Genomic DNA, 22,501 nt, shown 5'->3' with positions numbered 1-22,501 from the left:
TCAGTAGTTATTGCCTTTAATGCTGATTTGAAGAAGCTCACCCTCGCAATATGTTTTCTTCGTTACCTGTTTTAACCAACACGCCTGCATCAGGGAGACTGGTGACAGTAGCTAACAATTTTCCATCAACAAAGTGCAATGCCGCATAATCGTGAATGCCAAAACAAGTGATGCTCGGTTGAGAACGAGCAAAGGCTTGGAAAACCTCGAACTTCTCACCTACATGAGAAAAATGTGCCGCAGCCAAACCGTCAATAAATCCAAGACAACGCATAACTTGGTATGCTTCGGGATCACTGTCTGTCACCGCAAACTCAAACCAACAAATTGCACCTGCGCTCATGCCACAAATGATGATGCCTTGTTCATAACACTGCTTGAGTATTCTATCGATTCCCCATTCGCGCCAAATGGCCAACATCGAACGCGTATTACCGCCACCGACGTAAATGATGTCTTGTTCAAATAGCGTTTCTTTCCAACCAGCTTCAAACTTAAACAGCGGAAAATGGGTCACGTTTTCACTAAGCTTCGCATCGTAAAAACGTTCAATCACTTCATCGGCATCTCCCGTGGCTGTAGGTATAAAACAAATGTTTGGATTCTCCTTACAAGACAAAGACAAAATGTATTGATCGAGCGGGCTCGGATTCTCTCCCATCATCCAGCCCCCACCGCCAATCACAATACAGTGTTTTCGCATTCCTTTGCTTCCTCAATTGTTGCTAAGTTTGTTGTCGCTATTCGCCGACAGAATATATGTTCCTAAAGTGATCAATGAACGCTCGCGTTCTTCTTGGTAAGTGCTCACGTTTTGGGTAAAGCAGATAAAGCGGCAAAATCGCATCCGTTTGCCATTCTGGCAGCAAACTCACGAGTTTTTCTTTTTGTGCAGGGTCGAGTTTAGCCAGTGCAAATTCATCTAACATGGCTACACCACAGCCAGCCAAAGTAGCATCCAACATGGACTGGACAAGATTAAAACTCAGCGTACTTTCTAACTCAATGCTGCACTGCTGTTGAGTTTGCTTATGCGTAAACGTCCACTTGTCTAACACCAAGTCACGACTTTTATAAAGTATGTGCTCTAAGTCACCAAGATCCTCTGGCGTACTTACATTTGGTTTATCAGCTAAATACGAGCGATGAGCGATCGGTTTACAGTGTAAAGTGCGTAGCTGATGGCCGACGTATCCCTCTGGGGGAGTATCGGTAAAGTAGAATGCGATATCAAACCCAGCCTCAATCAAGTCGAGAGGTGTCTCTGTGAAGATCACTTCGACGCTCACTTGTGGATGTTGCAATCGAAACTCGATCAATGTTTGGCTGAGTAACGCAGCTCCGAAAGAAGCGGACGCCGCTATTCTCAATTTTCCCGATACAATCTCGTTTGCCATGACTTGCTCATTGATCTGCTCAGCGCCTTCGAGCAGTTGCTTTACCTGCTGATAAAACCGCAAACCATCGTAGGTCAAATTAAACTGGCGCGTAGTTCGCTGAATAAGCTGCACCGACAATATGTCTTCAAGCTGTTTAAGTTGCCGACTTACATGCGCATTCGAACAATTCAGGCGCTTTGCTGCGCCAGCAATACTTCGCTCCTCGCACAAAGCGACGTAAAGTGGTACGTAGCTGAGCCATTTTATTTCCATACAGTAATTCTGAATCTCTAAAATCAAACTACTGGAAATAATAGAAAGCCTCTAAACTCTGTACAACCTAAATTTGAAAGGATGAGTTATGAGTGTTTTCGACACGTGGTTAAAAGGTCAAGTCATTAAAGATCACATCACTAATCCCAATATCATCGTTGGCGATTACAGCTATTACTCGGGCTTCTATCATCAAAAAAGCTTCGAAGAGCAAGCGGTACGCTACTTGTTGGGTGACCCCGTCACACTTCAAGAATGGCAAAGTAGAGAACCCGATAGCATCGACAAATTAATCATTGGCAAGTTTTGTTCCATCGCTTCTGGAGCCACCTTCATGATGGCAGGAAACCAAGGTCATCGCATTGACTGGATTTCAACCTTCCCCTTCTCTCCTGAAGAATTTGGAGAAGGCGTACAAGACGGTTTCGAGCGTGCCGGAGACACAGTGGTGGGAAATGATGTTTGGATTGGCAGTGAGGCGATGATCATGCCCGGAGTAAACATCGGCGATGGAGCCGTCATCGGAGCACGCACCGTAGTGACGAAAGACGTGCAACCTTATTCGGTGGTGGTTGGAAACAACCAAGTCGTACGTCAACGATTCAGCGATAAAGAGATTGAAACTCTACTCAATATCCAATGGTGGAACTGGCCAATAGAACACATTAAACAAGCAATGAAAGTAATGTGTAGCAGCCAAGTCGGTGCGCTTGCGGATTACTATCAAGAGCACATTGTCGATTTGTAGATAAACAAAAGCCCACACATCTTGTTGCGACGTGTGGGCTCAGTGAGTAAGAAAGCTTAAACCGCAGCGACGTCCTCTTCTTCCAAGTTCGCCGAGACTTTAATTTCGTATTGATTGAAACGGAACGAACAACCGCCATGAGTGCGCTTTGTCGTTACTTGTTCGTCGCCAAACTGCACCGTCACGCGAGTGAAGACACGCTCTTTGGCTTCGACAATATTTTCTTCTAACGCGACTTCAAAGTCATGTTCCGTTTGTTCTAGCTTTTGCTTTATCGCTTCAAGCTGCTCGTTGTTTTGTGTTTTCATCACATCAATCTGAGCTTGTTCTTCGTCGGTACGTTCGGCTTTAGGACGTTTCTTAAATTCGAGCTCTTTGCGAATCACATCCATCGTGCCTTCTTGAGCGCGTTTGTATTGATCTTTTAGCTCTGCTAATCGCTCCTTAAATGCAGAATAGCGCGCGAACGCTTCTACCTTAGTGGCGGTGTCGCCTTCTACGCCCAATTGCAAGCACACCACTTTGTCACCGACTTTTGCATCTCCGCCGCTGAGCGTACCGTTCCTACCGTTCGCATCCAGCACCGTCAGATTGCGCCCACAAACAATATCGTTATTCATGCTGTGCACCGCCAATTCAATATCTTCTCCGGCTTGCAAATCACAATATTGGGCGTAGCTTGCGCGAATCGAACCTTTGGCTTTGACGTGACAACTCTTTGGCTGGCCATCACTCACGGTGTGGCCAATGATCCCTTTACCAACTTGAATGTCGTCTTGCGCTTGTACGTCAGCCGATTCAATGAAGCCGCCTACAGTAATAGAGCCCGTAGCTTTAACAATCATGCCGGATTCAATGTTGCCACCGATAATCACATTCCCTTTAAATTTCACGTGACCTGTATTCACGCCAACGCTATTGAGGCAAAGTGCGTTATCAACTTCGATGGTTTTATCTTTAATCAGAGGCGTACCGGATACCGATGCGATCAATAGGTTTGGGTCGTGCTTGCATATCTCGGTGCCCTTGCCTGGCTTCATTGGGCTGTCTTTTCCAGCTTGTGGAGGAATCACTCGCCCTTGAACAGTAAAACCAGGCGTACCTTTGGTCGCAGGCGTGTGGCGCATCACCTCATCGCCTACGTCAACCGCGATAGTTTCACCGAGGTTACGTAAATCAATTTTGTCGCTAGCAGATTGGCCGTCTTTGGGTTTGAGGATGCGTTTGGTGATGTCTTTAACGAGAGGAGTAAAAAGAGCGTCTTTGCCTTTGATAGGTTGCTTACCAACCGCTACAGGTTGAGAAAAAGTTTCGCCGGGTTTGAGCTGAGTGCTGACAACCAACACTTTCTTCAAAGCCAGTTTGTTGATGCCTTTCGAAACTCGCGCTTGAGCAAGGGCTTGAACAATCTCGGGGCCACGTAAACCTCGGCCTCCGTACGCGCCGACAACGTTCATACTGGCGAGCATGTCATTATTCGATAATTCAACCTCAACTTGCGCGTTGCGTTTTTCCGCAATGACGATGCCTTCGTAGGCCTCGGCTTTACGTTCTTTGGCGCAGTTAATGAATCTCACGACTTCCCCCTCAACAACAAACATCTTTTCAGCGTTCATTGCGACGAGCTGCTCGTTTAATTCATTTTGATTTAGCTCACCACCGAGGTCCACTTCTCCCGGAAGACGGGCTATCACCTTGGTCTTATCTTCAGATAACTCAAGACACAGCTTCCACATACCCTTACCACTTTGCTTCCCATCAACACTTTCAGTCTACCCAAATCCGTTTTCTGAACAAACCTCGCATTTCTTATTATAGGGCTCACGTCACTAAAGAAAGTAATCCATCAATAACGGTTAAACAGATATTAAGAGAGCATTTCGATTTAACCTAAAGCTCAATCAAAATACACGCCGAAATAAAAAGGAGCTGGATTTACAGTGTAAAATCAGCTCCCAGTAATTTCATTTACAGTGTAAATTTCCCTTTATTGTTTACAGTGTAAATCGCTCCAAATGTGTCTTACTTCGTCCCTTAACTGCTGCTCAACTTGCCTTCTTCCAGGTAAACCAAATTGCTGAGCACATTCAGTCCAACTACGGTTAAGAAAAAGCTTACTGATCATCAAGTCGGAAGCGGAGTTCAAACCTAAGTTAAGTAACCACTGCTGAAGCCACACAGACACAGACTCATAACTGTTACCACCATCAGCATAACATTCAATTAGTAATAACTTAGCGGGATGAAGTGGACTCATTCCCAAAGGTTGCGGCAATAGAGCTCGAAAAATAGGGGCTTCTAATTTTGGATAGACGTCAGCCACATTGTTAGACAACATTTCTTCAAATAGCGCCTGAGATTGGTCGACCCAAGCCGTCTGTTGGGAATCACAAGGTTTGACCATCAAGACTGAATAACAACCGCTAGCAGCATCGCGCATTGACCCTAAGCGAATTGTACGGAAGTTCGATTGTCGCCAGAAATAGAGCAACTCTTCCGTCGCACCAAAACTCGTGGATAAGTAGGCAATGTGTTTAGCAGCCATTTGCTCAAGTTGCTGCAGAATTTTTTGACCAATGCCTTTGCCTTGCAATGCTGGATGAACCGCAATTCTCATGACTCGCAGCGTCGATAGATTCGCGACATTCGGGAATCCTAGGTGGTTTGCAATCGTAATTGGGGCTAAGTGTCCTTTAGGACGACGCTTACCAAGCTGAATTTCTTCAACCAATTCAGCGTCAAGCCCACCCTCTTCGACCGCTAATATTACCCCCACAACCGCATTATCTTGCTTAGCAAAATAGAGCTGACTGTTGTCGTCTTGCAAAAGGTGAATCAAATCATTCGGCGAGGTCTGATAATGAGCATTCACCAAAAGAGCGAAGCACTCACGCAGCAAACTAGGCTGCGATATCAAATTTTTCTTATCGGCTTTAGAAAGGGAAATTGAGTCGACCTGTTTAAGTTGATGGTGCGTTAACTCCGCATCCAACAAAAACGCGTCATAGAGCCATGATTCAAGCGCATCATTCATGCTCCAGCGGATGGGCTGTGTCATGTGCCATGTTTTCATTCCCGAACGCTGTTTCTGAAGCCAATCAACAAATTTAATCGTAAAGCCCCGGCCACAACCTTCATAACCGTGAATAGTCGTAGAAAAAACGAGTCGATGATAATGTTCGGTAATGCTTTTGAGCATAGGAACTGGAATTGCAGCCGCTTCATCGACAAGTAACAAATCACATTCAGGTCGACTCAATAATAGTTCATCTGGAGCAATAAATTGAATGGCTCCCTGCCCTGATTCTAATCTGTCCTTCTTAATACGCTGTGCGCTAGGGAGTAAACGTAAAGCATGTTGGTAAACAGGCTCAACGGCTTTTATAGATGGTGCCGTAATTAAGATTCTAAGCGGCTTCTGCTGTAATAAGTTCGCACACGCAATTCCGAGGGCACTTGTTTTTCCACGTCCACGATCAGCGGTCAAAATTAATGGTCGCTTTCGATGTCCTGTCACCACCTTTTCAATTAGAGAAATGGCATGTTCTTGTTCCGTGTAGTGGCTTTCTTTTTCTGCTTGCTTGATGTCTGGAGCCGTTGGCAATGGTTTGTCTTGCTCAATAACAACGAGCTTCTCCCATTGTTTGTGCATCCATTGTTGAGCAAAATTCGCATTTTGTCGCAGCTCAGTAATGACAATAAGAAAACCGCCGCCAACCAATGAGCCAAGCGCGGCGGTAAAACTATTGGCGTCAAAGCCATTTCGAGCATCAAACAATAGAACGTCACACTCTCTGCCTAGCAACATGTGCCCTTGTTTAGACGAAACACTGGATACGTTTTTCAAACCAAAATCACCAACAGAAAACCAACGTTGATGGCGCTGCGTTTTATGGAACTCTGACATCAACGCATTTTGCCAAGAAGCCTCGCCTTGAATGACAACACCAATCCTTTGGAAAGATTGGTGAGCTTGATGTTGAAGTGATGAAAGGAAATCAGATTGTGTCTGCATTTTGTCTATCCAACGTTGAACTGACGCAATGGTATCACATCTTTAATTTGACGCTTCTCAGATATAAAAAAACCGCCCGGAGGCGGTTGATTCAATCATCATTTGTTATTGCAGTTTGGTTTGTACAAACGCAAGAATCTCTTCCATTAAGCTGTCGTCAACTTTCTTCAAGTTCAACGCCAGGCTGCTACCTTTTCGGCTATAGCTTGCTCGACCTTTAACTAAGTCGACTTTTTCCGTCTTCTTACCAGGTTTTGCTGGTGCAAGTTCAGTAATCCAATTTTCGATGCTTTCCGTGACTTCTTTTGTCAGACGAGCAACGCCTTGAGCAGTGCTTCGCTGCCATAAAAACCCTTCGCTAGAGCGACATTTATCTAACAGCTCTTGCTGCTGCTCTGGCGTTAGCGTTGAAAACTGTTTGTGCAGTTTCACGATTGTTGGGCGACCGAGATCGCCAACATTCGGATACGCTTGAAGCAGTTCTAACGGTAATGCTGCGGCTTTTAAAGCGCCACTTACCAACGCTTCACTGCACTGGAACATTTTTGCCAATGCTTTCTGATCCTCAGCTTCACCACTATCAAGCTTAGCCTGCATCTCTTTCCCTTTTTCATATAAAGAGAGCGGCTTGTGAGCATTTGCCACATCAGACAAAAACTTAGCATGGTCAGTATTAATGTTGTCAGCAACATAAACCAAAAAGTCTTGTTCAGCGAGGATACAAGACATGCGACGACGGCTACCATCTAAAACTTCAATCTTGCCATCTTCAGTTCTACGACCCACTGCTGGATATTGTTGGCCACGCTCTTTGAGTGTGACTAAAACATCAGATAAAGCATGTTCGTTTAGGAACGATTGCTCACGAGCGTTATCAACAAATACTGTTGTTTCTGTCGCAACTTTATTTGCAGGAATACGCACAAGTTCAAACTGAACAATATTTTCACCTGCAACTGCTAGTTCAATCGTTTGAGCTTTCTCTTTTGCCGCAGTTTGCGCCTCTTGCGGAGTCACAACACGACGCTTATTCGTTTTGCCAAATAATTTCGCGTTTAATTCAGACGTTTTCAAAGCCATTTACTTATTACCCCTGATTCAATGACGGCCAATTAGAGTGCAGCACACGCTCTAATTCCAGTGCGCTTTTATGAACAGCGTCTTGCGCGGTAGCTAGTGTCTTCTTACCGCCTTCAAAATCGCTTACTGTCAGATCAAATACTGTGCTGTAGGTATCGGCACAGGTTTCAAACGCACGGCTACGAGGAATAGTAGCCATCATAACTTGGTCACCTAGAAGATAGTTCATTTCAGTTAAAACAGAAACTTGCTTCTTATTGTCGTCCTCAAACATGGTTGGCATCAAGCGAACAAACTCAAGACCATTCCAGTCCTCCGGGAACATTTCATATACCGTAGGCAAATGCTGGAAGAAGTTTACTGTTGAAGCCCAGTCCAGACGCTTAGCCGCACAAGGAATTAGCAAGGCATTTGATGCATACATCGCATTCCATACTAATGGGTCAACGTGTGGACCGGTATCAATCATAATGATATCGAAGTCATCAGCAATTTTATCAATCAGTTGCTCTTTCAGCAGACGGACGATATCGAGTGATGGGTCTTCAGATAGCGTTTGCCATGCTTCCGCATTAAACATCGCGTCTTCTGGAAACGCTGAAATCGACTTTAAGTTCGGATATTGCGTTGGCAGCAATACGTTTTTACGTAAAAATTCACTGTCAATTTCCACACCATCAGGCACGTTACCCAACATAATGTCTACCGCAGAATAGATATTATCATGCTCTGCCATGCTGATTTGCGGGTTGAGGAATAAACGTAGCGAGCCTTGTGGGTCTAAGTCGATTAAACAAATACGGTATCGTTTATCCAAATTTAGCGCTAAACATGCCGCTAAATGAACCGCGGTCATTGATTTACCTGTACCGCCCTTTTGGTTCTGCACATTAATAATCCAAGGTTTGTTACCTGAATTCTTTTTACGCTCATGAAATTTAGGCACTTCAGCCGCATCCATGAGCATGTGTGCTTCTTCTAACGTAATTGAATAATGATTCGCGTTGTTTTTAGTAAATTGATGCCCAGCGGCTTCCATTTTACCAATCGCGTCGTCGAGCTTACGGCGAGTTAGACCAGAACGGGTTTCCATCATCGCTTTCGACATTGGTGGGAAGTAGTTATCGCTTCGCTCTTCTAAAACAATTTCAATACGGTCAGCTTGAACCTGCTGAGTCAGCTCCGCTAACTCAAGAAGGTTTTCAATCGTTTTTTCTCTTTTCATGCCAAATTCCGTTGGAAGGATTTATAATTGCAATTGTACAGCAGTAAAGACCAAAAACAACAAAAAGGTGCACGAACATTTTGAATTACCATCACATAAAAAAACACCCAAATCGACGCTTTTATGATTTATGGTCAAAAAGATAACTATTTTTAATCAAATAATCTTCTCATAAGTGGACACCTAAACTTAAAAATAAAAAGTGTTACAGCGTCACTCATTTACAATGTAAATCAATTTTCTACCGGAACGATTATAATCTTAAGCTAAATTACGGATTATGTTAGACCAACCTAATTTAAACGAAAAATAGTAAGTAATATCGGAACAATAAAGACCTGAACACCTTGATCATGTCTCCGAGCAAAATAGGGCAGTTCCAGCGAAACATCTATGGAAGTATGATCAAGGTATGCTTATGATCATGCTTCCGTGTTAATAAGCAAATCCGAAAGCATGATCATGGAAAAATAGAGCAGAGTACGGTGTAAACACGCAAATAAAATAAGATCCATTAATCGGAAATATGATCAAGCCTTAGAATCTCTCGGAAGCATGAGTTTTCTTCTCTGATTTACGGTTGAGTGCAGACAGAATGGGGGATTGAGCAGAAATTGACGTTATAGAAGCCGGAACAATGAAATTGCTCAAGTTGCTATGATAAATCACGCTCTCATGATCATGCTTCCTGTAAATAAGCAGAGACTAGGATTTACTTCTAAATATGAGCGACTTGAATGTATTTTAATCAGATGAGTGATATCTCATCAATATGGGCGCCAGAACGATAGATATATTGGCTCTTGATCATCGATCCGAGTATAAATAACATCACCAATGCACAATATAATCATCGTGAAGATCATTATTAAATACTGCATCTGTGGATAACCTGTAAAAACATCATGATCATCGTTTCAAGACTCTTTTGATCATCTTTTCATAACCTTAATGATCATGCTTACGAATAAATATGATCATGCTTTCAGGTTATTGTTGATCATACTTTCAGACTTCTTATGATCATAGTTCCGAAACACATGGAAATAATAGTCTTATAGAACAAAAGCTTAGCGAGAAATTTCAAGCCAGATCATTAGATCATATAATCAATTAAGATCAGATTAATCAAAAAGATCAGTTATTTAAAAAACAATCTTTTTTCTTTATTTATGATCTGTTTTTCTTTATTCTTCGGAACCATAGCACAACTACGGCTAGTGTGATCTGGATCTAAAATGACGGCTGATGAAAAAATTCTGATTAAAGCACCGAGAAGCCACAAAGATGGCCATCTTTTTGAGGTACATGAATCCTCTGCGGATTGGGTAGAGCAGTACCAACATTTCAAAGGGGTGACCAAAAGCATCTTAGAGTTGCTTAATCTGATCTCATTACGAGGCTTCAGCAGCAAGGATGGTTTGGTTTCAACCACAGAGATTGTTGAAGCAACAGATGGGCAACTTACACGTGCAGCTCTGCAACAACGTTTGCGCGCAGCAGTAAATATTGGTTTATTTACTCAAACACCAGTGCGTTTTGAAGAGGGACTTGCTGGTAAAACGATGCTACATAAATTTGTGAATCCAAATCAGCTTATATCTGTATTGGGAGCAACAAGTCTTGTTACCGACAAAGTTCGCCAGAACGAGAAACAAAAACGTTCGAAAGCATTGGCTCAGACTCAAGTAAACAAACGTTTGTTGAATGAGCACGGGTTAAACACACCTCCCACGATGAAAGATGAAGCCGATCAATTTGTTGTATCTCCAACAAATTGGGCTGGGATCATTGACCAAGCACTTGCGCCACCAAGAACTCGAAAAAGTTATCAGAAATCCATGGTGTCGATCTCTGGCACAAAAGCCGTTATCGAGACGCGATCATCCAAAAATATCATGACTGTGGATGATCTCATGACCCTGTTCGCTCTCTTCACGTTAACGGTTCAATATCATGATCATCACAAAGATCAGTATCAGCTTGATGCGGCTCACGTACCAAACAAAACGCCGCTATACATCACTGATATTTTGTCGCTCAGAGGCAAAAAAGACAGTGGCCCAGCTCGTGATTCCATTCGCGATAGCATTGATCGCATTGAATTCACTGATTTTCAGCTCCATGAACTTACTGGACGTTGGCTAAGTGAAAACATGCCAGAGGGCTTCAAAAGTGATCGTTTTCGTTTTCTTGCTCGAACCATCACGGCCTCTGAAGAGGCACCTGTGGAGGGAAGCGATGGTGAAATTCGTATCAAGCCAAACTTATATATTTTAGTTTGGGAACCTTCGTTTTATGAAGAGCTGTTAACACGCGATTATTTCTTCTTGTTTCCGCCAGAGATCTTGAAACAACATACTTTGGTGTTTCAACTGTACTCTTTCTTCCGTAGTCGCATGGTTCGTCGTCACACGGATTGCATGCTACTGAGTGAGTTAAACCAGAAACTTGCACGTAACATTGAATGGCGACGTTTCTCCATGGATCTGATCCGAGAACTAAAGCGTTTGTCTGATGGAAAAGGGAATGATGATCTATTCGTCGTTAATTTGTGGGGTTATCACCTGACGATCGAAACCATGATCGAAAATGACAAAGTGATGGACTACCAGATCGACATCAAATGTGATGTCGAAGAGGTCTTACGTTACTCGCGAGCGCGAACGACCAACGCAGGAAAGCGTAACATGGCGCCTACGCTGCCAAATCCACTTCGTAATGAGATGGTAACCCGACAACAGCTTGAGGAGCTCTCAGGCATCATAGACGGCGAATTTGAGCCCATTCAACGCAAAGCACCGTCTCCAAGAGGAAATTTAGGGCGACGCGTGAAGCAAAGAAAACATTTGGTAGAGATCAATGCTGATGAGATCACCATTACTCTATCTAAATATACCTCACCAGAGGCTCTAGAACGCAGTATAACGGCTTTGTCTGCGATGACAGGGCACTCCTATGCCTCAATCAAAGAAGAGTGCTCAGATTACATAGAGAAGCTCGATTGGCTAAGGGTAGGGGATGAGCCGATTCCTTATGAGACATTAAGTAAAACCGTCGAGCTGTTTAACACCCAGAACGATGTTAAGCATCTTACCATCGAGCGCTTGATTGCGGGGTTAGCGGTGCGTCGGAAAGTTTGTCGTCAAATCTTCGATGGTCACATGGATGAAATGGTATTTCGTGCCTTGGATGAAATGGCGATTTAAAAGTGTCGCTTGATGTGTATCAAGCTATAGGTGTGATGTATCGGTTTGAAATGTAACAATGTCTTTCGATGATAAAAAACAGACTTAACTCTTACAAACCACTGACATTAAAAGCCAAGCCTAATACTACTATTTATCCCGAATAGACAACCTTTTGTCCTTTCTGATGATTAATAGATTGGCTCATATTGTTACATTCATTCTGAATAGACTTCGCGAGTTTCTCCTCAGGAAACTCGCTTTTTTTTGCCTAAAATTCCGCTAATTAAGCCTTGATCATTTTTCCGGACTAATGAGGTAAACCTTGATCATGCTTCTTGGATTCATTCCAGTGTAATGAACGCATCAACGCAACATGTGATTCGATTAAGCTATGGGCTTGTTCCTGCCACTTGTTTTGATCACACTGCTGATTACAAAACTCTAACGCCACAACGGTGAGATGCTGAAGTCGTCTCAAACACCAATCTTTGATCAGAATATCAGTCGAGACTTGGCATGCTGCTTGTTCAAGCTTTGCACTCGTATAAAGCAAGGTTTGATATGCTTTCTGAGGGTCTTGGTACCTTGCATGTTGAAACACGCGTAAACATCCATCCAACCAGCAAGCAATCGCTTTACTTTGAAGATCACTCAATTCGGGTCCAAACACGTCATCAGGCACCTGATATAAGATCGTTTCCAATTTTTCTACTTGATCATGTTTCCGCTGTTCGTACCACATGGCGATTTGATCTTGCCAAGTACTCAAATCCATTACGCTGCCTCAGTCCATTGTTTTACATAGTGATTTGGCCCTATTTGATCAAATTCGTCGACAATTATGCTGCTACGTTGACGAATTTCATCGGCATCTATCGAATAGTTTGGCTCATTTTTCACTAAGTTACCAAAAGGTAAGTCAGGATCAGGAACGGCAGAAATCAACAGCTTAGTATAAGGATGCTGCGGATTCTTAAGTATTGAATGAGTGTCGCCCCATTCAACGATTTGCCCTTTGTACATTACTGCGGTTTCTTCCGCGATGTAGTGCGCAGTCGCCAGATCATGAGTGATGTATAAAAAACCAATTCCCAGCTCTTGCTTCATTCGTTGCATTAAATTCAACACTCCCAAGCGAATAGAAACATCCAGCATAGACGTAGGCTCATCCGCAAGAATGATTTGCGAACCTACCGCTAAAGCCCTTGCTAAGTTTACTCGCTGACGTTGCCCACCACTGAGTTCGTGAGGGAACTTATTCAATGTCTCTTCAGGTAGTTCCACCAGCTTTAGGAGCTCTTCCAAGCGGGCTGGGATGTCGCGCGCGTTTTTGACTTGTTTATGAATTTTTAAAGGACGTGTTAGGTGATGGCGAATGGTATGAGTTGGATTGAGAGAGCCAAACGGATCTTGAAACACCATTTGTACTTTACTGCGATATTCTTGTAGAGCCGATCGTGACGTGATCTCATTTATGTCAGTGCCATTGAAAAGGATCTCGCCTTGCGTTGCTGGATAGACTTTGGTTATTAAACGAGCGCAAGTACTCTTACCGCAGCCTGACTCTCCAACCAAAGCCAAGGTTTTTCCTGCGTACAGATCAAAAGTCACTCCTTGAAGCGCACGAAAGGTTTCCTCTTTCGCTAAACCACCGCCCACTTTGAATTCTTTAATCACATTTTTCATTTGGATGATAGGCTGGCTCATGGTTACGCTCCTTGTAACTCTGGTTGTTTGTGGACGTCATGGATGTTTGGGAAAGAAGCCCATAGCTTTTGCGTGTAGGGGTGTTGAGGATGATTGCGTATATCGTATGCTCGATTGACTTCGACGATTTCTCCGTGACGCATGATTGCAATTCGATCACATAGTTGGCTCATGAGTGCCAGGTCATGAGTGATAAAGAGGACTGAAAAACCGAACTCATCTCTAAGCTGATAAATTTGCTGTAAAATTTCTCTCTGTACCACTACATCTAATGCTGTTGTGGGTTCATCCATAATGATCAGTTTTGGATTTAGAGACAAAGCAATGGCTATCACCAAGCGCTGACGCATTCCTCCTGAAAATTGATGAGGATATTCTGCTAAGCGTTCTCGAGGAATATTGACCAAGTCCAACAACTTTTCTGCTCTATCTTTTGCTTGAGCGTTAGTGAGGCCTTGATGATGTCGTAACACATCTGCAAATTGCTCTTGTATCGTTAAGACAGGGTTGAGTGAGTTCATCGCGCTCTGGAACACCATGGCGATTTCACTCCACCTTAGAGCGGTCAGTTCAGAGTCTGAGATACTAAGGATATCTTTGCCATCAAACCATATTTTACCGCCAGAAATGAACGCTGGCGGCTTATGAAGACGATTTATTGAGAATGCGATTGTGCTTTTACCACATCCAGATTCACCGGCAAGACCAAATACTTCGCCTTTGCCGATATCAAAGCTGACGGACTTTACCGCATTAAAATCACCATTATCAGTGATGTAATCGACGCACAAATCTCGGATCTGGATGACCGGGTCATTGTGGTATGCATGACTTAAGTTAATACCATCCATATAAACACCTTACCAATCTAAAAGATAATTATTATCATTATCAGGTGTGGCGGTTTTTAGAAAGTATCAAACTATGAATCAGTGAAGTGACTCGAAAGTTAGGTGAAACAGGAAGTGGTGTAATGCGTCGTTGATAAAACTAAAGAAGAGCAGAATTGAGAGCTAGATCAGCACACTTTTCGTAGGGGGAATTACTCAAATTTAATCGTAAATTTGTCCCTTGGCAAAACTTAAATGATGAATCTATTAAGGAGTTAGCGAAAGGGCGGGAGGGGTCACATTTCCCTACAGTTTTTCTTACCACCTTGTTCCGGTTTTGCTATAGATTACGCATCGAAAACATGGTGTGTTCGGAGGAAATATGTCCATTAATTCTATCGACCATGACGAGATGACCAACATCGCTCACAAATGGGAATTACCTGATGAGGAAACCGTTGTGAAGCCAGAGAAAACAGTGAAATCAGCAGAAGCCAGAAGACGCATTGAAGCGTTACGTGAGATCCGTGAAAGTGGGTTGACCATTGAAGAAGCAAGGGAGCTTGGCTTGATACACTGATCGCCTCAGGTTGGTTTAGCAACCCATAGGGTAGTCGACGGACTGCCCTTTTTATTTTTTCACTCTATTACTCTCTTATTCAAACTCTCCATTTATCTGTCTTGCGCCTCAAAAGCACGAGTTTCACACTCACGTCCCGTCCCGAAGAAGTTTGACAATCTGACCTTGTGTTACTAGATATATCAGTAGCGATATGCTTTTTGTTGATTATCGCAACCACAAAGCAAGGAGCGCAAGTATGGTTGATCAAATCCTTTTTTATGAGCCCGATGAGCCCCACGGTTTTCTCTCAAATTTTTGCCATGCCCCAGTCAATATCTCCTCCCAAACTTGGCCCACCAGCGAACATTATTACCAAGCCCAAAAGTTTCTCGATGCTCAGTTGCAAAGTAAAATTCAGCACGCAAGCACCCCTGACGAAGCGTTTGCTTTAAGCCGCAAATACGAACACTTTGTCAGAAGCGATTGGGACGATATAAAGTTGGCTGTTATGGCTTTCATCGTTAGGGAAAAGTTTCTACAAAATCCACCATTAGCGCAGCAATTAATGAGAACGGGTAACGCTTGCCTAACAGAGCATTCTCATAAAGATGCCTTTTGGGGAGACGGGGGAGATGGTAAAGGAGAAAATCATCTAGGAGAGATTCTGATGAATGTGCGGGCAGAGCTGAGACATGTTGAGCCTTACAATCTCGTGAAGTTTATCGATAAAGCCAAATTGCCCACCCAGTGGGGCACATTTATGATGTACGGCTTTATTGAAGCCGCGACAAATAAAGAGCATCTTGCTCTGGTCTATGGTGAGCCAACAAAAAGTGCAGCTCCACTTATTCGGTTGCATTCGGAGTGTCTTACAGGAGATGCTCTATTTAGCACGCGTTGTGACTGTGGTTTTCAGCTTAATAGAGCGCTACAAAACATCGTCAAAGAGGGATGTGGCGTGCTGCTTTATTTACGTCAAGAAGGGCGTGGAATCGGCTTGATTAATAAAATTCGTGCCTATCACTTACAAGATGATGGCGCAGATACCGTGGAAGCAAATGAGCGTTTAGGTTTTGCCGCTGATATGCGTGATTACGCGTTCTGTAAAGGAATGCTAGAGCATTTGGGGATTGACGCTGTGCGTCTAATGACGAATAACCCACGCAAGCTCGCCGCCTTAAAAGCGGTTGATATTAACGTCATTGAACGAGTGCCATTACAAGAAGGGAATAACCCAAGTAATCAACATTACCTGCAAACCAAGGCGAGTAAATTGGGGCACATGTTTGATCCTAAGTTTGTTAACCACATTAAGTAAGTGCTACAGATTTCCCAGAAACAAAAACGCCAACGTATCATCGTTGGCGTTTTTGTTAATGAGTTGATTCATTGATACTTTTGAATGATTTCATCAATTTCCCCTGAGGCTTTTAATTCAACGAGTCGTGTATTGATGTAATTTTGAGTTTCTGGTTGCATTTGAGGTGAAAAAGCCAGGTAGATTGAGTAGTCAGGAATAACCGAGCTGAAAGGCTGTATCTGAAAATTCTCTAACGGCAAATTGAGTCGCTTTAAGTTGTAAAGGACTCGGGATTCCATCTCGACAAAAGCTGTATCTCCAGGGGTTCGGCTTATCACTCGGTATGCGGCGTTGTAGTCTTTCACGCGCATTTCATTGACACTGCCATTTTCAAAGAACGGCGTTAAATTTGGATAATCAAACCCCAGCAGTAATACAATAGAACGACCATGCATCGTATCCATATTTTTGAATTCTAAAGGCTTCTTGCTACTCGACACCAGTACATGTTTTACAGTGTAAATGGGCTCCTCAGATAAATTTTCCGATTGCACCTTGCCCCAGTTCGGGCTGCCATAAGTTAACCAGTTTGGCTCAGCGCCTTCTTCCAATATGGAAATCATACGTTTAAATGGATAAGTATGATAATTCACTTGGTAATCCGACTCCGCGAAGATAGCGCTGACGATATCGGTCACAATTCCGGAGTGCATTTGTCCCTGTTGTTCAATTTGAAATGGTCGAGCTTGTTCAGCAATGACGTAATAGTTCACTTGATTTGCGGTCACATGAGAACTTACAACAATTAAGCTAAAAGCCAATCTAAGTAGAAGTCTTTTCATCGTATCCTCGATTATTATTTGTGCGTAGCTATATTTAGAGTAGCGCAAGTTTATCGGAGCGGTTTCATATGGATGAAAAAGAGCGATCTCAACGTCGTTTTAGTATCGGCAACCAACTTATGTTGGCGGTATTAACGTTGAGTTTAATCTTTACGGTCATCATTTCTACAGTGAGCTTATATCGAGTTTTTCACGAAGATTTAGCCCATTTAGATGTTGAATTAAAGCAGGTTGAGTCTAGCTATTTATCGAGCTTTTCTGCGAGTTTGTGGGTAGAGGATAGGGAGCTGTTGTTGACACAAGCTCAAGGTGCAATGCGTATGCCCTCGGTGGACTACTTACGTATTGCTAGTGAAGACGAAGTTATCATTGAATTAGGTTCGGCGCTTTCTGAGGATGTTGTCGAGAGAAGCTGGCCGATGCAGTATCGGGTCGGCGATAAAACGTATGATCTCGCGATATTAACGGTTCAATCGGATCTTAGCGCGATATATGAAGATCTTTGGCAGCAGTTCTTTTTTCTACTTACGACAGAAGCGATCAAAATTCTTGTCCTCATCATTGGTGTTCTTTGGGTGGCGTTTCGCTTGTTGGTCAATCCGTTACAATTGCTGTCTGGTGCGGTGAGCGATTTTCGTGGCGGTACAGTGCCGAGTAAAGTGACTCTCCCTAAACGATGGTGCTTTGATGAAGTGAGTGTTTTGGCAGAGAAATACAACCGAAGTGTTGAGAAAGTGAAAGAGCACCAGACTGAGTTAGAGGCTGAACGCGATAGGGCAGAAGTCGCTAATCGTAAGAAAAGTGAGTTTCTTGCCACTATGAGTCATGAGATCCGCACACCGATGAATGGCATTATTGGTGTGTCGTCGTTGCTCAATGACACCGACCTCGATCCCCAGCAAAAAGAGTTTGTAGAGATCATTGACAGTTCTTCTCACTCACTAATGACGATCATCGACGACATTTTGGACTTCTCTAAAGTTGAAGCTGGCAAAGTAGAGCTGGAATACACGAGCTATGATCTTCGCGAGCTACTTGACGATGTCATCAGTTTACATAGTGTCAAAGCCAAGCAGAAAAACTTACAGCTGCTAAGTGATATTGATCCTCACTTGCCAATCGAAGTGCAAGGTGATGCCACACGATTGAAACAAGTTCTGAACAATTTGTTGAGCAACGCGATTAAATTTACCGAGCGCGGCCATGTGAAGCTTCTTGTAGCGTTATCTCGACTTGATGGAGAGACCGCTCATATCCGGTTTCGAGTTGTGGATTCTGGTATTGGTATTGCGAAAGAGCACCAACAAGCAATCTTCGAACGCTTCCAACAAGCTGATGGTAGTACCACCAGAAAGTATGGTGGGACAGGGCTTGGTTTGGCGATAGCTGCACAGTTGGTTAACTTGATGGGAGGGGAAATACAACTAACAAGTGAGCTTGGGCTGGGAAGCTGTTTTGAATTTTCGATTCCTGTTGCTGTAATAAATGCGCAATCGACCTATACCGACCAACTTAATGTATTAGATTTCCGGAAAGCGGAAGACAACGAAATCAGCCCTCAAGATAATGATAAACCTTGGGTATTGGTTGTTGAAGATACCATCGTCAATCAGAAGGTAGTTCGCATCATGTTAGAAAAACTGGGTGTGCGAGTGAGTGTCGCCAACCATGGCGAAGAAGCATTGCAGCTGTGTGATCAGCAGCCTTTCGATTTGATTTTTATGGACTGCCAAATGCCTGTGATGGATGGGTTTATTGCTACGGAGCGAATTCGAAAAATGGGAGAGTGGGGGAAACACGTTCCAATTATTGCGCTAAGTGCCAATGTCATTAAAGAGGATCAGCAACATTGCTTCGATGTTGGGATGAACGAGTTCGTGGCTAAACCCGTTACCAAGACTCGATTACAACAAATATTCGAACAGCATTTACCAAAAGCACTGAAAATCAGCGCTGTGCCTAAATAGTTAACTTGAAATCGATCAAGTTAAGTGCGTTTCTATTCTGTAATTGTAACTCTGTGTGATATAGTGCCCGGCTAGTATTTAAAGTACCTTGAGGCTGTGAATGTCGTTTAATCTATCCCTATTGCCGCCTGACGAAAAAAACAAAATCGAACTGGATAAGCAGGCGTCGTTTTTGGTTTGGAAGCTCAGAGAGGCCAAATCTGGTCCTGAAGCAATAGAAGAACAGTTGTCCAAGATTAACGATGCTGATGAAAAGGCGTTTTTCCAGCAATCGGTCGAAAAGTACAAACGAGTAATGGGTGTCGCTTAACGCGAACCGTGGCAATGGTTCAATCCAATGTGACGAATGAGGTAACCTCCCTATTCCTTTGCTAAGCGAAATTGAAAAGGTTTCGCTTTTTGCTAAAATCCTTCGCATTAAATTTGAATTTAGAGAGACATCCCGATGGGAAGAAGTTTTGAAGTGCGCAAAGCCTCTATGGCGAAAACTGCAGGCGCGAAAATTAAAGTTTATTCCAAATACGGTAAAGAAATTTACATGTGCGCGAAAAACGGTGGTGGTGATCCAGACATGAACTTGTCTTTGAAACACCTGATCGCAAAAGCGAAAAAAGACCAAGTTCCTGCGCACGTTATCGATAAAGCGATCGACAAAGCGAACGGTGGCGGTGGTGAAGACTACACTCCTGCACGTTACGAAGGCTTCGGCCCTGGCGGTACTAGCGTTATCGTTGACTGTCTAACAGACAACGGCAACCGTACTTTCCAAGATGTACGCCAATGCTTTGTGAAAGTCGGTGCGAAAATTGGTGTTGAGGGCTCGGTTTCTCACATGTTCGACCACCAAGCGGTATTCCAGTTCAAAGGCGACGATGATGAAATCATCCTAGAAACGCTAATGATGGAAGACGTAGACGTTACTGACGTTGAGCTAGAAGATGGTGTTATCACTGTATTCGCACCTCACACAGAATTCTTCAAAACAAAAACTGCGCTTAACGGTGCATTCCCAGATCTAACGATCGATGTTGAAGAAATCACATTCGTTCCGCAAACTCATACGCCTGTATCGGGTGAAGATGCTGAGAAGTTCCAGAAATTCCTAGATCTTCTAGATGACTGTGATGATGTTCAGCAGGTTTACCACAACGCAGAGCTGTAATTAATTCGCTCATATCGTTGTAAAAAGGCTTCCTCAGGGAAGCCTTTTTTGATCGCTTTTTCTCAAGCAGAGCTATACGTTACGATATTTGGAATAACACAGCGACATGATTACACCAAAACAGATACCTTGAGTTAGCATCGCCGTGCCGCCATAGCTAAAGAAGGGAAGTGGGCTACCCATTACTGGCAACAAGCCACTCACCATGCCCGTATTGATAAAAGCATACAGAAAAAAGCTCATCGCTAATGCGCCACTTACCAGCCGACTAAAAAAGTGGTCAGACTGACATGCAAGCAACATAACGCGTGCAGTAATAAACAAGTACAATGCGAGTAAGACTAAACTGCCAACAAAGCCCCATTCTTCCGCATAGGTCGAAAAAATAAAGTCCGTATGACTTTCTGGAATAAAGCCAAGTGTTCCCTGCGTTGCATTCATCCAACCTTTGCCTTTCATACCGCCTGAGCCAATCGCAATCAAAGATTGGATGATTTGGTAGCCCGAACCCAGTGGATCGGACTCAGGGTGCAAGAACTGTGTTACACGGCTCTTTTGATAGGTTTCCATAACGAAGAACCATAAAATAGGTGCTAACGTTAAAATGCTCGCAATAAACCCGCAGATTATTTTCCAGCTCATGCCAGCCAAAAACAAAACGAACAATGCATAAATGATGGTAAAAACTGCACCGTCTAAATCCGGTTGTAGCGCGATTAACCCGGCAGGAATCATTGTAATAAGTAAGCAAAACGCAATTTTCCGACTGTCTGGTCGACCTCCTTCAATATGAAGCATCCAGGCGATCATGATTGGAATGGAAAGCTTGATTAGCTCAGACGGTTGAAAGCGGAAGAAGCCGATATCGAGCCAACGTTGAGAGCCATTGGTGCTATCACCAAATAAAGCGACAGCAAGTAGCAGAGCAACCGCAATAATGTAGAGATATGGAGCTGAGCGCTGATAGCTGGACGCTGGAATCGAGGACATGGCCAAGATGCAAACTAATGTCAGTCCGCAGCGCGCCAAATGTTTGAAGAGCATCGCCTCATTAAAGCTACTGGCACTCCAGAGAGTGAGCGAACTTAACAGCATGATCGGAATGATCGCCATGAGTAGTGGCAAATCAACTCTTGGGAAATAACGCTTATTCATTTTCAACGACCTAATAACGCACCTATTTTGAGTGCGAAAACAACTAAAACTCGAAGAGTTCAAACTATTCCGATGCTAAGAATCTCGATTTGGAAACAACAGACACCATGCAAAGGTGTGTAAGAAAGGAGAGTGCGACACGTCTGTTATGGGTAGCTGTGGGATGGATAAATACACTAGCCTCAGATTTTAAGCCAGTGTTTTTATTGTGACTGCCGTAAAAATGTAGAGTTACGAATGAGCGGAATTGTATTTTCTGTTTAAGTGAATGTCATTCATCCTCTCTCAATACCATTCACTCCGCATAATTGCCATTGGTCGCATGCAAAAGCAGCGTGCGATCTTCTCCCTTAATCTGAAACCATCAAATCACGTTCAACTAAGGACAGTACATGATGGTTTCTCAATCTCGCTCAATCAAAGCTCTTAAACTGGCAAGTACGTTTATCGCCGCATTTGCACTCAGCAGCAATCTGGCTCTGGCTAACCCAAGCGAGCGCACACTCAGTCAATTCAACCAAGCAGCACAGGGTGACTCTGGCTTAGTTGATACTGTTTATGGCGAACTATCCAAACAACTCGAAGAGCAGGGCGCAACGCCGGTGACCTTGGTTTACTTGGGCAGTGCGGAGACGTTGCAAGGTCGTGAGGCGTTTATGCCTTGGAACAAGATGAAGTTCACCGAGCGTGGTCTTGCCACTATCCAAAAAGGTTTGGACCTAATGGCGAGTCAGCCAGTACCACTGCAAGAGCAACAACGCTTACAAGGCTTACCTGAATACCAACTGGCCACCGCCATGGCAGCCACTACCTTTACCTCTCTGCCAGATATGTTCAATCACTTTGAGCGTGGCTACGAGCTGTACCTTTCATTGCTCGATGAACCGAGTTTTAGCCAACAACCTTTCGCGGCTACTTCGTGGATTTATCGCTACGCCATTGAAGCGGCACTGCGCGCTGAAGACGTTCAACAAGCCAAAACATGGTTAGCGCAAATGGAGCAATTGGGCGACAGCAATCTAGAAACGCAAACCGCGAAAGCGCTGCTAGCGAAATATTAGGGAG

The 22,501-nt window shown here is 43.6% G+C and carries 19 protein-coding genes; 8 read left to right on the top strand and 11 right to left on the bottom strand.

The genetic code is table 11. From position 1 onward, the window contains the following. Nucleotides 1-37: 37 nt before the first annotated feature. Both KI742_RS05995 and KI742_RS05990 read right to left on the bottom strand, forming a co-directional pair. Nucleotides 38-703 carry a peptidase E gene (locus tag KI742_RS05995; protein WP_285385378.1) on the bottom strand — a complete coding sequence of 222 codons (666 nt, stop codon included), beginning with the start codon at nucleotides 701-703 and terminating at the stop codon, nucleotides 38-40. 37 nt (nucleotides 704-740) lie between these two features. Next, on the bottom strand, nucleotides 741-1,652 hold the full coding sequence (locus tag KI742_RS05990; RefSeq protein WP_053308011.1) for a LysR family transcriptional regulator: 912 nt from the start codon (nucleotides 1,650-1,652) through the stop codon (nucleotides 741-743). A gap of 88 nt (nucleotides 1,653-1,740) precedes the next feature. Here KI742_RS05990 and catC point away from each other — a divergent pair, with 88 nt between their 5' ends. Then, nucleotides 1,741-2,400, top strand: coding sequence for a type C chloramphenicol O-acetyltransferase (catC, locus tag KI742_RS05985; protein ID WP_025516497.1), 660 nt, complete (start codon nucleotides 1,741-1,743; stop codon nucleotides 2,398-2,400). A gap of 56 nt (nucleotides 2,401-2,456) precedes the next feature. On the opposite strand, the gene KI742_RS05980 is transcribed toward catC, so the two are convergent. The 4 genes from KI742_RS05980 to KI742_RS05965 all read right to left on the bottom strand — a co-directional run bounded on the left by KI742_RS05980 (nucleotide 2,457) and on the right by KI742_RS05965 (nucleotide 8,720). After that, on the bottom strand, nucleotides 2,457-4,136 hold the full coding sequence (locus tag KI742_RS05980; protein WP_225473582.1) for a DUF342 domain-containing protein: 1,680 nt from the start codon (nucleotides 4,134-4,136) through the stop codon (nucleotides 2,457-2,459). A 251-nt stretch (nucleotides 4,137-4,387) separates the two neighbouring features. Further along, on the bottom strand, nucleotides 4,388-6,415 hold the full coding sequence (locus KI742_RS05975) for a tRNA(Met) cytidine acetyltransferase TmcA (protein ID WP_285385379.1): 2,028 nt from the start codon (nucleotides 6,413-6,415) through the stop codon (nucleotides 4,388-4,390). A gap of 105 nt (nucleotides 6,416-6,520) precedes the next feature. Beyond that, nucleotides 6,521-7,495, bottom strand: a complete 975-nt coding sequence (locus KI742_RS05970) for a ParB/RepB/Spo0J family partition protein (protein ID WP_005374504.1) — start codon at nucleotides 7,493-7,495, stop codon at nucleotides 6,521-6,523. A 7-nt stretch (nucleotides 7,496-7,502) separates the two neighbouring features. Next, complete coding sequence (locus KI742_RS05965; RefSeq protein ID WP_005374503.1) at nucleotides 7,503-8,720, bottom strand: AAA family ATPase; 1,218 nt, start codon at nucleotides 8,718-8,720, stop codon at nucleotides 7,503-7,505. A gap of 1,238 nt (nucleotides 8,721-9,958) precedes the next feature. Between KI742_RS05965 and KI742_RS05960 the strand changes: the two genes are divergently transcribed. Beyond that, entirely contained in the window at nucleotides 9,959-11,929 is a 1,971-nt protein-coding gene (locus KI742_RS05960) for a replication initiator protein RctB domain-containing protein (RefSeq protein ID WP_017635223.1), read from the top strand. 289 nt (nucleotides 11,930-12,218) lie between these two features. Here KI742_RS05960 and KI742_RS05955 read toward each other — a convergent pair whose 3' ends face one another. From KI742_RS05955 to KI742_RS05945, 3 genes are read right to left on the bottom strand one after another with little or no spacing between them, the layout of a single operon-like run. Beyond that, nucleotides 12,219-12,686, bottom strand: a complete 468-nt coding sequence (locus KI742_RS05955) for a transcriptional regulator (protein WP_065275567.1) — start codon at nucleotides 12,684-12,686, stop codon at nucleotides 12,219-12,221. After that, entirely contained in the window at nucleotides 12,686-13,618 is a 933-nt protein-coding gene (locus KI742_RS05950; RefSeq protein ID WP_104980285.1) for an ATP-binding cassette domain-containing protein, read from the bottom strand. Before KI742_RS05950 ends, KI742_RS05955 begins: the two co-directional genes overlap by 1 nt. A gap of 2 nt (nucleotides 13,619-13,620) precedes the next feature. Continuing rightward, nucleotides 13,621-14,469 (bottom strand): ABC transporter ATP-binding protein, encoded by an 849-nt coding sequence (locus KI742_RS05945; protein WP_005374497.1) that lies wholly within the window; start codon nucleotides 14,467-14,469, stop codon nucleotides 13,621-13,623. Nucleotides 14,470-14,830: 361 nt separating this feature from the next. Between KI742_RS05945 and KI742_RS05940 the strand changes: the two genes are divergently transcribed. Together KI742_RS05940 and ribA are read left to right on the top strand one after the other, a co-directional pair. Next, nucleotides 14,831-15,028, top strand: coding sequence for a PA3496 family putative envelope integrity protein (locus KI742_RS05940; RefSeq protein WP_005374493.1), 198 nt, complete (start codon nucleotides 14,831-14,833; stop codon nucleotides 15,026-15,028). Between the two features lie 238 nt (nucleotides 15,029-15,266). Next, nucleotides 15,267-16,328, top strand: a complete 1,062-nt coding sequence (gene ribA / locus KI742_RS05935; protein ID WP_005374492.1) for a GTP cyclohydrolase II — start codon at nucleotides 15,267-15,269, stop codon at nucleotides 16,326-16,328. A 68-nt stretch (nucleotides 16,329-16,396) separates the two neighbouring features. Here ribA and KI742_RS05930 read toward each other — a convergent pair whose 3' ends face one another. Then, nucleotides 16,397-17,152 (bottom strand): ABC transporter substrate-binding protein, encoded by a 756-nt coding sequence (locus tag KI742_RS05930; RefSeq protein WP_213866644.1) that lies wholly within the window; start codon nucleotides 17,150-17,152, stop codon nucleotides 16,397-16,399. Nucleotides 17,153-17,220: 68 nt separating this feature from the next. Here KI742_RS05930 and KI742_RS05925 point away from each other — a divergent pair, with 68 nt between their 5' ends. The 3 genes from KI742_RS05925 (at nucleotide 17,221) to KI742_RS05915 (ending at nucleotide 20,281) form a co-directional block, all read left to right on the top strand. Beyond that, a complete protein-coding gene (locus KI742_RS05925) occupies nucleotides 17,221-19,119 on the top strand; it encodes an ATP-binding protein (protein ID WP_182038565.1) in 1,899 nt (632 codons plus the stop codon). Nucleotides 19,120-19,219: 100 nt separating this feature from the next. After that, nucleotides 19,220-19,429, top strand: coding sequence for a DUF3283 family protein (locus KI742_RS05920; RefSeq protein ID WP_005374484.1), 210 nt, complete (start codon nucleotides 19,220-19,222; stop codon nucleotides 19,427-19,429). A 135-nt stretch (nucleotides 19,430-19,564) separates the two neighbouring features. Continuing rightward, the gene (locus KI742_RS05915; protein WP_005374482.1) at nucleotides 19,565-20,281 is read left to right on the top strand and encodes a YebC/PmpR family DNA-binding transcriptional regulator; all 717 of its coding nucleotides are present in this window, start codon (nucleotides 19,565-19,567) and stop codon (nucleotides 20,279-20,281) included. Nucleotides 20,282-20,353: 72 nt separating this feature from the next. On the opposite strand, the gene rodA is transcribed toward KI742_RS05915, so the two are convergent. Then, on the bottom strand, nucleotides 20,354-21,436 hold the full coding sequence (rodA, locus tag KI742_RS05910; RefSeq protein ID WP_285385380.1) for a rod shape-determining protein RodA: 1,083 nt from the start codon (nucleotides 21,434-21,436) through the stop codon (nucleotides 20,354-20,356). A 392-nt stretch (nucleotides 21,437-21,828) separates the two neighbouring features. Here rodA and KI742_RS05905 point away from each other — a divergent pair, with 392 nt between their 5' ends. Beyond that, nucleotides 21,829-22,497 (top strand): hypothetical protein, encoded by a 669-nt coding sequence (locus tag KI742_RS05905; RefSeq protein WP_061066077.1) that lies wholly within the window; start codon nucleotides 21,829-21,831, stop codon nucleotides 22,495-22,497. The last annotated feature ends 4 nt before the right edge of the window (nucleotides 22,498-22,501 follow it).

Source organism: Vibrio sp. D417a (genome assembly GCF_030248595.1).
GTDB classification, from domain to species: domain Bacteria; phylum Pseudomonadota; class Gammaproteobacteria; order Enterobacterales; family Vibrionaceae; genus Vibrio; species Vibrio alginolyticus.
The sequence above is the reverse complement of the archived record's forward strand: the minus strand, read 5'-3'. Positions and strand labels throughout refer to the sequence as shown.